The organism is Vibrio sp. 1731 (assembly GCF_033339955.1).
In the GTDB taxonomy this organism is placed as follows: domain Bacteria; phylum Pseudomonadota; class Gammaproteobacteria; order Enterobacterales; family Vibrionaceae; genus Vibrio; species Vibrio alginolyticus.
Window position 1 is genome coordinate 56833 of the sequence record NZ_JAWOVO010000016.1, and the last position, 11152, is coordinate 67984.

Genomic DNA, 11152 nt, shown 5'->3' on the forward strand with positions numbered 1-11152 from the left:
GTCATGAATAGACACAACTTCAGTTATGGCTATTCATCACGGCTAATCGTTCACTGCTCATAAAAAGACCGCAGCCTTGGCTACGGTCTAATCTTTATACAGTCTCTAAGGATTAACCTTTTTGAGCTGCTGCAACTTCTTCAGCGAAGCTCATTTCTTCTTTCTTCTCGATACCTTCACCTACTTCTAGGCGAACGAACGTAGAAACTGAAGCGCCTTTTTCTTTCAGCATTTCGCCTACAGTTTTCTTAGGCTCCATGATGAAAGCTTGACCTGTTAGAGAGATCTCGCCAGTGAATTTCTTCATGCGGCCAACAACCATCTTCTCAGCGATTTCAGCAGGCTTGCCTTCGTTCATTGCGATTTCAACTTGAACCGCTTTCTCTTTTTCTACTACGTCAGCTGGTACGTCTTCTGGGTTAACGAACTCTGGCTTAGAAGCAGCAACGTGCATTGCAACGTGCTTAAGAGTTTCTGCGTCGCCTTCACCAGCAACAACAACACCGATTTTCTCACCGTGACGGTAAGAAGCGATTGCAGTGCCTTGAACGTATTCTACGCGACGGATAGTGATGTTTTCACCGATTTTAGCTACTAGAGCTACACGTGCGTCTTCGAATTGTGCTTGTAGTTCTTCAACAGAAGCTTTTGAAGCTAGAGCTGCAGCTGCAACTTCTTCTGCGAATGCAGTGAAGTTACCGTCTTTAGCAACGAAGTCAGTTTGGCAGTTAACTTCAAGAAGAACAGCAACGCCGTTTTCTTCTTTGATGATGATTGCGCCTTCAGCTGCAACGTTACCAGCTTTCTTAGCTGCTTTCGCTGCGCCAGATTTACGCATGTTTTCAATTGCTAGTTCGATGTCAGCGTTTGCTTCTACAAGCGCTTTCTTACATTCCATCATGCCAGCGCCAGTACGCTCGCGAAGTTCTTTAACTAGAGCAGCAGTTACAGTTGCCATTCTGTCTTCCTCGTTTGATTCGAAATAAGGTAAAAAACAGGGGCCTAACATTGTCGGCCCCCATTGCTAACTATAACTTAGTTTATGCTACACAAAGGTTTCACATAGACCAAGTGTGACACAGAGCCGCTATTATTCAGCTTCTACGAAACCGTCTTTTTCAGCAACTGCAGCTACGTCTTTGTTACGACCTTCAGATACTGCTGAAGCAGCAGCGTTCAGGTATAGCTGTACAGCGCGGATCGCGTCGTCGTTACCTGGGATTACGTAGTCAACGCCGTCTGGGTTAGAGTTAGTATCTACCACAGCGTATACTGGAATACCTAGGTTGTTAGCTTCTTTAATTGCAATGTGTTCGTGATCAGCGTCGATTACGAATAGAGCGTCTGGTAGGCCGCCCATGTCTTTGATACCACCAAGAGATTTCTCTAGCTTCTCCATTTCGCGAGTACGCATTAGAGCTTCTTTCTTAGTTAGTTTGTCAAAAGTACCGTCTTGAGATTGAGTCTCTAGTTCTTTTAGACGCTTGATAGACTGACGAACTGTTTTGTAGTTTGTAAGCATACCGCCTAACCAGCGGTTGTTTACGTAAAACTGGTTGCTTGCGATTGCAGCTTCTTTAACAGCTTCAGATGCAGCGCGCTTAGTACCTACGAATAGAACCTTACCTTTCTTCTCGCCAACTTTAGCTAGTTCAGCTAGAGCGTCGTTGAACATTGGTACAGTTTTTTCTAGGTTGATGATATGAACTTTGTTACGAGCGCCAAAGATGAATGGCTTCATTTTTGGGTTCCAGTAACGAGTCTGGTGACCGAAGTGAACACCAGCTTTTAGCATATCGCGCATTGATACAGTTGCCATTTTAAAATCCTCTATGGGGTTAGGCCTCCACATTCCCCATAACTCCGACCAAGCTTCTGCTCAGCACCCCGGAATATGTGACGGAATGTGTGTGATTTAAAGATAAAAGGTTATTCGGATGAAGCTTGCTTCGCCGCTTAACTTTGCTAAACGAAGAGAACAGTCCTCTATTCCGGCGCGCTTTATACCATATTTTAGCTCACTGTGGCTAGTAAAAATTATTTCTTCACCGAGCCACTTTCTCCTATTTATAAGCAAAACTTTAAACATATGATCGAATTAAGAATGATGCATATTCCTATCTAACTTGGGTTAACGCCCCGATGTCTGATAGAATGCGGCCATTCGCACGTTTACGTGCTTAGGAATAAGTAGAGAAAGCCAATGTCAATCAAGATTAAAACTGCTGAAGAAATAGAACGCATGCGCATTGCGGGCAAGCTAGCCGCAGAGATTCTAGAAATGATCGAACCACACATCAAAGTTGGTGTGACGACAGAAGAGTTAAACAAAATCTGTCATGAGTACGCTCTAGAAAAAGGTGCATACTCTGCTCCGCTTGATTACCATGGTTTCCCTAAGTCGATCTGTACTTCAATCAACCATATCGTATGCCACGGTATTCCAGCGGAAAAAGACGAAATCGGTAGCAACGGCCAAATGAAGCCGGCGGTACTAAAAGATGGTGACATCTTAAACGTTGATATTACCGTAATCGTTCCAAATGATGAGAATGCCGATCTGAGCGTGCGTCCTCAGGGTTACCATGGTGACACTTCTAAGATGTTCCTAGTCGGTGATGTTTCGCCTGCAAACAAACGTCTGTGCATGGTAGCTCAAGAAGCACTGTACGTTGGTATGCGTACCGTTAAGCCAGGTTCAACAGTTGGCGACATCGGTACAGCTATCGAGAAGTACATCAAAGAGAACAACAAGAACAATCCTCGCAACAAGTTTTCTATTGTGAAAGACTTCTGTGGTCACGGTATCGGCGATGAGTTCCATGAAGAACCACAAGTGGTTCATTACAAGAACAAAGACCGCCGCGTATTAAAAGAAGGCATGTGCTTTACTATTGAGCCGATGATTAACGCAGGTAAATTTGGTTGCTCTGTTGATGCACAAGATGACTGGACTGTTTACACGGGCGACGGCAAGAACTCTGCGCAATGGGAACATACCATTGTAGTAACAAAAGAAGGTTGTGAAGTACTGACGCTTCGTAGCGACGATACGATTCCTCGCCTAATGAAAAACGCGTAAAGCTGACAACCACTCGTTGTTTACTATATCCCTGCTTCGGCGGGGATATTTTTTATCTGCCGCAAATTTGTTAGATTGTTATTAGATTAGCTTGCACGGATGGCAAATATGACACTTCAGTCCCCTCTTACCTTTTCCGATGAACAAATCAATATCGGTGAACTCAAACAAGAATTAGAGAAGTTTAGCTCTAATCAAAACCAAGAGTTTCTCAATCATCATCCGGTAACAAGCTTGGTTTTAGCCAGAGCTGAATATATGGATCTGCTTCTCAATCGTTTGTGGCAACATTTTGGTTTCAAGGATATTTACAACATTTCCCTAGTTGCCGTTGGTGGCTACGGACGAGGCGAGCTGCATCCGCTCTCCGATATCGATATTTTGATTCTGTCGAACAATAAACTGCCAACCGCGTTAGAAGCAAAAATCAGCGAATTCATTACGCTGTTGTGGGATTTAAAACTCGAGGTCGGACACGCTGTTCGCACCGTTACTGAATGTGCTGAAATTGGTAAAGCCGATCTAACGGTCGCGACAAACCTGCAAGAAGCGCGACTGCTGTGTGGAAGCGAGGACACCTTTCAGGCACTGAAGAAAGTCGTGTTATCAGACTCCTTCTGGCCAAGTGAGACGTTTTACCGCGCTAAAATTCAAGAGCAGCGCGAACGCCATGCACGTTACCACGACACGACCTACAACTTAGAACCGGACATTAAATCAACCCCTGGCGGGCTGCGCGATATTCATACATTAAGCTGGGTCGCTCGACGTCACTTTGGTGCTACTTCATTGTTGGAAATGAGCCGATACGGATTTTTAACTGACGCAGAATACCGAGAATTGGTTGAATGTCAGGACTTCCTTTGGCGAGTACGTTTCGCTCTGCACATGGAGCTTCGCCGCTATGACAACCGCTTGACCTTTGCTCATCAAGCACAAGTTGCGGAAAATTTAGGCTACGTCGGAGAAGGCAACCGAGGCGTAGAAATGATGATGAAAGAGTTCTACCGCACGCTTCGTCGTGTGGCAGAGCTCAATAAAATGCTACTCAAACTCTTTGACCAAGCGATCATTAATGGTGGGGCGACAGAAAGTGCCGAGATTCTCGATACGGACTTTCAACGTCGCGGTTCTTTAATTGAAGCGCGGAAACCCGCATTGTTCCAAGCTCGCCCAGAAACTATTCTGGATATGTTCTTACATATTGCTAACGACTCAACTATTGAAGGGGTGAGCCCACCAACGCTGCGTCAACTGCGCACCGCTCGGCGTCGGCTCAACAAGTTTTTGCACACCATTCCTGCTGCGCGTGAAAAGTTCATGGCGTTATGTCGTCACCCTAATGCTCTTCACAAAGCATTCAGCCTCATGCACCGATTAGGGGTTATGGCGGCCTATTTACCGCAATGGAGTCAGATTGTTGGTCAAATGCAGTTTGACTTATTCCATGCCTACACCGTTGATGAACACAGTATTCGCTTACTTAAACACATCAACACTTTTAGTGACCCAGAAAATCATGCGAAGCACCCTATTTGCTGTGACGTCTACCCTCGGATGCAAAAGAAAGAGCTGCTGATTATTGCCGCTATTTTCCACGATATCGGGAAAGGTCGTGGCGGCGATCACTCGATTATCGGTGAAGGAGAAGCGTACGACTTCTGCATTGAGCATGGTTTATCGAAGCCCGAAGCGAAACTTGTCGCTTGGTTGGTAAGACATCATCTATTAATGTCTGTCACCGCACAGCGCCGAGATATTTATGATCCTGATGTCATTACCGAGTTTGCCAAAAAAGTCAGAGACGAAGAATCTCTCGATTATCTTGTATGCCTGACAGTTGCAGATATTTGTGCAACCAACCCAGAACTTTGGAATGCTTGGAAACGAACTTTACTTGCGGAGCTGTATTACTCCACACAACGTGCTTTACGTAGAGGCCTAGAGAACCCTGTCGATGTGCGTGAGCGAATTCGCCACAATCAACAAATGGCCTCCGCAATGCTGCGCAAAGAGGGGTTTGCCGCGCGCGAAATTGAAGTATTGTGGCAACGCTTCAAAGCTGACTACTTCCTTCGTCATACCCATACGCAAATCGCGTGGCACTGCGAACACTTACTTCGCATGGAAGATCCGACTAAGCCTTTGGTGTTGATCAGTAAAAAAGCCACTCGTGGCGGCACTGAGGTGTTTGTATATACGAAAGACCAGCCTGCTTTATTTGCGACAGTCGTGGCGGAGTTAGATAGGCGTAATTTTAATGTACACGACGCGCAAATCATGACCAGCAAAGATGGGCACGTGATTGATACCTTTATGGTACTCGATCAACATGGCGAAGCGATCGATGAGTCTCGTCACGCCGCGGTGATTAAACACCTCACTCATGTACTGGAGGCAGGCCGACCAACCAAGATTAAAACGCGCCGTACTCCGAACAAACTTCAGCACTTTAACGTGAAAACCAAAGTCGACTTCTTACCAACCAAAGGTAAAAAACACACTTTAATGGAGTTTGTCGCGCTAGACACACCAGGGCTGTTGGCCAAAGTAGGCCGTACGTTTGCTGATTTAAATATCAACCTTCACGGTGCCAAAATCACCACCATTGGTGAGCGAGCAGAAGACTTGTTTATTTTAACCAGTGATGCAGGAGGAAGATTAAGTGAAGAACAGCAAGATGAGCTAAGAGAGAGATTGATCGAAAAGTTATCTGATGAGGTCGCAGCTTAGATCAAACCTGCCAATCTTTTCGGTTCAGGGCGAGAGCGATCTTGCCCACAAGTTAAGCATTTTGGCTAAATATCAGCTATCTAGCTCATACATAGGCTGCTACAGTTATATGAATATCAATTCGATGTAATAGAGGTAGCCTATGTATCCCCACCTCACTGGTTTGGGTATTCACGACCCTAAGCAGATTGAACGTTATTCCCTACGCCAAGAAGCACACAAAGACGTGCTCAAGATCTATTTCCACAAGCAAAAAGGCGAGCTGTTCGCTAAAAGCGTTAAATTCAAATACCCACGCCAAATCAAAAATGTTCTTGTTGATAGTGGCAGTCACAAATATAAAGAAGTAACGGAAATCAACCGTAACCTCACATTAGTCATTGATGAGCTGAATAAAATCACTAAGCCAACGAAACAACCTGAGGTTGATGTAAAAGAGAAAATTCTTTCAGACCTTCGTCATTTAGAAAAAGTCGTTTCGAGCAAGATCGCAGAGATCGAAGCAGATCTCGAAAAACTAAAGTAAAACGTTAAGTCTTAAATATTAAAAAAGGGTTAGCATTGATGCTAACCCTTTTTATTTGTACCCAATCATTATCTAGATCTAACTGCACCGATTATCGGTTAATCATCGATTCATCCCACTCAAATCGAGTGAACAATTGCTGCCAAGTTTCATCAAGATTGGCCGTCATGACAATCTCTTGATCGGTAAATGGATGGACGAACCGTAACTCTGAAGCATGCAGTAGCAAACGATGAGAATCAAACTCTGTGCGATACAGCTTGTTGTGCTTTCCATCCCCGTGCGTTGTATCACCCACGATCGGATGGCGTAGATGTGCCATATGACGACGAAGTTGGTGCTTACGCCCCGTTTTAGGTTTCATCTCAACTAAGCAATAACGCGTTGTAGGAAATTTACCCGTCGAATAGGGAACTTCCACTTTAGCCAACGGCTTATATTCCGTCACCGCTTCTTGCGCTTCTTTTTCTTGTGAAGCGAACTTATCCGCAATCTTGTCTAACTCGACTTTGAGCGCGTAATTCAAGACGCCCTCTTCCTCAATCCAACCGCGTACTATCGCGTGGTATGTCTTTTCCATTTTATGTTCAGCAAACATCGGCATGACTTGTGATGCGACTTCACTCGACAAAGCAAACACGAGCACACCAGATGTTGGACGATCCAGACGATGCAATGGGAACACATGCTGACCAATTTGGTCGCGCAAAGTTTGCATGACAAATTGAGTTTCGTGTTTATCTAACCAACTGCGATGCACTAACATGCCGGCAGGCTTGTTGACCGCTACAAAATATTCATCCTGATAAACGATCTCCAGCTCAACTGGTTCTGAAGATCGCGCTATTTCTTGTTCTAGCATTCGTTTACTTACACAGTTCGTCAATGGTTCGGATTGTAACAAGCAGCTCTGCGAACTGCGGTTCCTGCTTCCACGCTTCTGAAAAATAGGGCTCGAGAGAAAACCCTCTTGGCAATGGTTGGTTGTTTTCCACTAGCACGTGCATTCTGTCTATAAAGATCCACTGCAACCACTCATGAGGATGCAATGTATCAATCGCAAATGGCTCCACGCTTTGTAAGGCTTGCTCTGAAGGCCTAGTGTGTTGCCACAACTTATGTTCTTTAAGCTGCGTTTCAAGTTGGTGAAGTAAGTCGACCAATTGAGTATTTGTTACCATTAATTCTATCTCGAACCTTGAATTAGCCGAGAATGATACCATTTCTTGTGAAAAGAACGTTAGGACGTCGTATTTAATGGAAAACATTCAAACCCTCACTCAACTGTTGAACAACAGCCGCTGTGATTATCAAATCTTCGATCTTGGTCGTCGTATCAAAACCATCGCTAAGAAAGAGTTTGCCGATGTAGAAAAAGGTCAAGCACCGTACCCATTCCCAATGCAGCGTAAAGCACACCTTGCCATCGCTTATTGGAATGAACAAAAGCAACCTTGGATTTGGTTTCTAAAGTTTGAATTGGACGAGCGCGGTTTGTTAAAGCAATCAGATATCGGCAATTTCATTAAATACGTAGTGGAAGCCATGGGAACACGCCTCAATGGTGATATCTCTGAAGAGCAACAGCAAAAGCTGTCTAATAACCCATATACGTTCAAACCTTCCGAAGACAAAATGGCCGTGTTTCATAGCCAGGTCCGCGCGAACCTCGATCTTCCTACCAGCCAATATTATGAGCACACTCAGCATTACTTTTCAGGTGGTTTAGGCTGGGATAATTGGCAAACCGTAGGTCTGCAAGGGATCACCGACATGGCCGCTCGTTTGGACAAAGAGCAAAACGGGGTAATGATACGCAAAGCGTTGAACCACCTACCAAATGAGCCACTTTATGCCCTATTAGGTGCGCTTGAGCATGTAGAGCTTCAAGAGCGTTTAGCAGAACGTATCGCGGAAAAGGCACAGCAAGAAATCGCAAGTAGCGAACCTGATCTCTTCCTACTTTCAGCACTTATCCGAGCCCTTGCTGGTGCGCCAACAGAAGTCGCCTCTCCAGTATTAGATGCGATATTGCATAGCCCTCGTTTAAGCCATCAGGAGGTATTGATTGGTGTGGCGGGTCGCGCTTGGCACTTACTCGCCAATGAAAAGGTAGCAGAACAGTTTTTGCTGCGTTTAGCTCAAACCGGTAATCAAGCCCTATTTAATCAGTTATTTGCCGATTTAGTGATGCTGCCAGAGTTAAGAATGGTGTTATTGCCTTTGCTGCATTCAAACCCATCAGAGGAACTAGCAAATGCGCTAGTAAGCTTACAACAAGCAACAAAAAGCTAAGAAAGGTTCAGGAATGATTGGTGATCTTTTAGCAATTTTAGGGCTCTGCTTTTTCTGTTACCTGTTTTGGCAACAGCGTCGCCAAGCCGAACTCGCAAAAGCGGCCATCACGCGTAAATGTGAGCAATTGGATCTCCAATTAATCAGCATCGCCTTTGGTGCCCATAAACTAAAAACGCCAGACGGAGTCTGGCGTTGGCATACGGTGTATCAATTTGAGTTTTCATCTCTTGGTGACGATTGCTACCAAGGAGAGTTAACCATGGTCGGTTTCAGGCCGCAGAACTTTCACCTACCACCGCATCGCTTGTAAATTCCATTTCAAAGTAAGGACCATATACATCCTTACTTTCTTTTGTTTTAACAAATCCCAGCTTTTTCAGTACCGCCATAGAAGCCTGATGATTGCTATTCACGTTAGCTTTCACCTTATTCAAGCCCAACTCACGGCACGCTTTGGGGAAAAATGCTTTTAGTGCTTCTGTTGCTAACCCTTTACCCCAATATGATTTATCAAAAATAAACCCTAATTCAGGTTCGGAATCGAGATTAGCAATAAACACGTGCCCCATATAGTCACGACTGGTGCTCTCTAGCACTGCCATACTATAAATGTTCTCATCATCCAGTATTTTCTCAAACATCTGTTTGGCAGACGCAACTGTATACGGACCATTCAATTCAGCACGGTTTTTCGCACAGCAATTCAGCATGACGAATTCTAGTTGCAACGACTCATTGTAGGGTAGAAGAAGCATTCTTCTGGTTACTATGGCCACATCTGTTCCTTGATTACAACAAACTTAATCTATCCGCAGATCACAAACTCGATGAGCTGAACATGCTCAATGATTGCGGGCATAACACCTTGTAGAGAAGCCGAAAGTTAAACCAACTGGTTGGAAAGGATATTGATCTGAGTTGTTTTTTATTAAGTGTTATTAGGAATTTATATATTTTGTGATATTGATATCCCCAAGTAACATCGAGATGCTTAATTCAATGAGAGCACTGGATATCGTTTTTATATAAGAAAGACCCCGACACATAAGTATCGGGGTCATGGTCTTACTCGCAGCAGTCCGGCTACTAAAAGTGCTCCATGCATCATCCATAATAGTGGCTGATTCCGTCAGCTTATTCCTTACGTCGCCGTCCTAGCGGTGTCCTTATCATCCTGACTGCTAACATTCCTCGTTAGCACACGTCACTTGTTCCTTGAGCGGTGTCCCTTGCATCTTCCTGATGCTGTCCATAACCTCAATCCTAGAGGGGTCCATTGTCTATCCTTAGTCATCAACATCCTATTGATGATCGTATCCTTACAATGTCCTACGCTCCATGCTTGATTAATCATCCTGACCAACCAAATCGTCTTCCTGACGATAACCAAATCCTTGGTGCTTTCCTGTTCCATGTCTGCTTCCTGCTGACAACTCTCAATTTACGCCTTTTCCAAAAATAGACAATCTATCCAAGATAAATATTTGGCCCTCACATTGGTTAACAAGTTGTTAAATCATTATTTATCATAAACTTAAGCTCTTTATCTTCTCTTTTTCCGCTTACGAAATCGTTTTCTCTCACAACCTATGTAAGAGATCTCTCACACTACACTCTCCAAAATGCCATTCGCCAAATCAGCGCACTCAACGTATGATGATAGATATATCGTTGTTAAGGATTAAAAATGTTAACTCAAGACGTTACTAAAGAATTAGAAGCGGCAATGGAACAGTTGCAACAACAAGGAAAAGAGCCAACCGTAGCGTTAGTGAAAGCACGATTGAAAACGCCAGTTCCAATGCCAGCGTTAATCACCGCAATAAAAAGTTGGAAGAGTGCTCAACGCGTACCCAAGGTTGAAATCGCAGCACAGCACCACACCGATAATGATCGTCTTGAAGCCCTAGAACGCACCGTAAAAATGCTAGCCATTCGTATTGAAGAGTTAGAAGCGAAACTCAGTGAGAAATCATCATGAAGTTATGGGTAGATGCAGACGCGTGTCCGAAAGTTATTCGCGAAACCATTGTGCGTGCCGCCGAGCGTACGGGGATTGAATGTACGTTTGTCGCTAACCACGTTGTCCCTGTGCCGAAAAGAGACAACATCCACTCGCTGCAAGTCCCTGCGGGATTTGACATCGCAGACAACGAAATCGTCAAGCGTGTAGAAGCCAACGATTTGGTGATCACGTCAGATATTCCGCTTGCAGATGAGGTCATCTCTAAAGGCGCTCAAGCCCTCAGTTCTCGTGGCGAGCTCTATACAAAAGACACCATCAAAGCTCGCCTAAATATCCGCGACTTTATGGAAACCATGCGTTCAAGCGGAATTCAGACAGGTGGGCCCGCCGCGCTTTCTCAAACCGATCGACGCGAATTTGCAAACCATTTGGATCGTATTTTGGCGAAATTCAAGAAGTAACCCTCACTCTATTCATATTGAGCCAGCAAATCAAAGCCTGGCTCATTCCTGAAAATTCATTCTCAGCATTGCACCCAAAGCGTGCT

12 protein-coding genes are annotated in these 11152 nt (G+C 44.6%); 7 read left to right on the top strand and 5 right to left on the bottom strand.

Annotation, left to right across the window (positions count from 1 at the left end; genetic code table 11):
- Nucleotides 1-112: 112 nt before the first annotated feature.
- Both tsf and rpsB read right to left on the bottom strand, forming a co-directional pair.
- On the bottom strand, nt 113-958 hold the full coding sequence (gene tsf, locus R7035_RS17625) for a translation elongation factor Ts (protein WP_005380328.1): 846 nt from the start codon (nt 956-958) through the stop codon (nt 113-115).
- Between the two features lie 132 nt (nt 959-1090).
- Complete coding sequence (rpsB, locus tag R7035_RS17630) at nt 1091-1819, bottom strand: 30S ribosomal protein S2 (RefSeq protein ID WP_005380327.1); 729 nt, start codon at nt 1817-1819, stop codon at nt 1091-1093.
- A gap of 384 nt (nt 1820-2203) precedes the next feature.
- Between rpsB and map the strand changes: the two genes are divergently transcribed.
- From map to R7035_RS17645, 3 genes are all read left to right on the top strand, one after another.
- Nucleotides 2204-3082: a type I methionyl aminopeptidase gene (gene map, locus R7035_RS17635; protein WP_005380326.1), complete on the top strand. Its 879-nt coding sequence runs from the start codon at nt 2204-2206 to the stop codon at nt 3080-3082.
- 108 nt (nt 3083-3190) lie between these two features.
- A complete protein-coding gene (glnD, locus tag R7035_RS17640) occupies nt 3191-5815 on the top strand; it encodes a bifunctional uridylyltransferase/uridylyl-removing protein GlnD (RefSeq protein ID WP_017636037.1) in 2625 nt (874 codons plus the stop codon).
- Between the two features lie 142 nt (nt 5816-5957).
- On the top strand, nt 5958-6341 hold the full coding sequence (locus R7035_RS17645; RefSeq protein WP_005380322.1) for a DUF3461 family protein: 384 nt from the start codon (nt 5958-5960) through the stop codon (nt 6339-6341).
- Nucleotides 6342-6432: 91 nt separating this feature from the next.
- On the opposite strand, the gene truC is transcribed toward R7035_RS17645, so the two are convergent.
- Nucleotides 6433-7203 (bottom strand): tRNA pseudouridine(65) synthase TruC, encoded by a 771-nt coding sequence (truC, locus tag R7035_RS17650; protein ID WP_256901281.1) that lies wholly within the window; start codon nt 7201-7203, stop codon nt 6433-6435.
- Nucleotides 7204-7207: 4 nt separating this feature from the next.
- Nucleotides 7208-7522, bottom strand: coding sequence for a YqcC family protein (locus R7035_RS17655; protein WP_005391784.1), 315 nt, complete (start codon nt 7520-7522; stop codon nt 7208-7210).
- Nucleotides 7523-7598: 76 nt separating this feature from the next.
- Here R7035_RS17655 and R7035_RS17660 point away from each other — a divergent pair, with 76 nt between their 5' ends.
- Both R7035_RS17660 and R7035_RS17665 read left to right on the top strand, forming a co-directional pair.
- Nucleotides 7599-8636: a DUF3549 family protein gene (locus tag R7035_RS17660; protein ID WP_017636035.1), complete on the top strand. Its 1038-nt coding sequence runs from the start codon at nt 7599-7601 to the stop codon at nt 8634-8636.
- Between the two features lie 13 nt (nt 8637-8649).
- Complete coding sequence (locus R7035_RS17665; RefSeq protein ID WP_005380315.1) at nt 8650-8949, top strand: DUF3301 domain-containing protein; 300 nt, start codon at nt 8650-8652, stop codon at nt 8947-8949.
- On the opposite strand, the gene R7035_RS17670 is transcribed toward R7035_RS17665, so the two are convergent.
- Complete coding sequence (locus R7035_RS17670) at nt 8909-9394, bottom strand: GNAT family N-acetyltransferase (RefSeq protein ID WP_025768243.1); 486 nt, start codon at nt 9392-9394, stop codon at nt 8909-8911. The two genes, R7035_RS17665 and R7035_RS17670, sit on opposite strands and share 41 nt — an antisense overlap.
- 932 nt (nt 9395-10326) lie before the next feature.
- Between R7035_RS17670 and R7035_RS17675 the strand changes: the two genes are divergently transcribed.
- Both R7035_RS17675 and R7035_RS17680 read left to right on the top strand, forming a co-directional pair.
- The gene (locus tag R7035_RS17675; RefSeq protein ID WP_005391777.1) at nt 10327-10620 is read left to right on the top strand and encodes a hypothetical protein; all 294 of its coding nucleotides are present in this window, start codon (nt 10327-10329) and stop codon (nt 10618-10620) included.
- Nucleotides 10617-11066: a YaiI/YqxD family protein gene (locus tag R7035_RS17680; protein WP_005380310.1), complete on the top strand. Its 450-nt coding sequence runs from the start codon at nt 10617-10619 to the stop codon at nt 11064-11066. The genes R7035_RS17675 and R7035_RS17680 overlap by 4 nt, the downstream gene beginning before the upstream one ends.
- Nucleotides 11067-11152 lie beyond the last annotated feature (86 nt).

Bases quoted from the DNA above. Each gene is read 5' to 3' on its own strand.
- tsf (WP_005380328.1), bottom strand. From the start codon at position 958: ATGGCAACTGTAACTGCTGCTCTAGTTAAAGAACTTCGCGAGCGTACT.
- rpsB (WP_005380327.1), bottom strand. From the start codon at position 1,819: ATGGCAACTGTATCAATGCGCGATATGCTAAAAGCTGGTGTTCACTTC.
- map (WP_005380326.1), top strand. From the start codon at position 2,204: ATGTCAATCAAGATTAAAACTGCTGAAGAAATAGAACGCATGCGCATT.
- glnD (WP_017636037.1), top strand. From the start codon at position 3,191: ATGACACTTCAGTCCCCTCTTACCTTTTCCGATGAACAAATCAATATC.
- R7035_RS17645 (WP_005380322.1), top strand. From the start codon at position 5,958: ATGTATCCCCACCTCACTGGTTTGGGTATTCACGACCCTAAGCAGATT.
- truC (WP_256901281.1), bottom strand. From the start codon at position 7,203: ATGCTAGAACAAGAAATAGCGCGATCTTCAGAACCAGTTGAGCTGGAG.
- R7035_RS17655 (WP_005391784.1), bottom strand. From the start codon at position 7,522: ATGGTAACAAATACTCAATTGGTCGACTTACTTCACCAACTTGAAACG.
- R7035_RS17660 (WP_017636035.1), top strand. From the start codon at position 7,599: ATGGAAAACATTCAAACCCTCACTCAACTGTTGAACAACAGCCGCTGT.
- R7035_RS17665 (WP_005380315.1), top strand. From the start codon at position 8,650: ATGATTGGTGATCTTTTAGCAATTTTAGGGCTCTGCTTTTTCTGTTAC.
- R7035_RS17670 (WP_025768243.1), bottom strand. From the start codon at position 9,394: ATGCTTCTTCTACCCTACAATGAGTCGTTGCAACTAGAATTCGTCATG.
- R7035_RS17675 (WP_005391777.1), top strand. From the start codon at position 10,327: ATGTTAACTCAAGACGTTACTAAAGAATTAGAAGCGGCAATGGAACAG.
- R7035_RS17680 (WP_005380310.1), top strand. From the start codon at position 10,617: ATGAAGTTATGGGTAGATGCAGACGCGTGTCCGAAAGTTATTCGCGAA.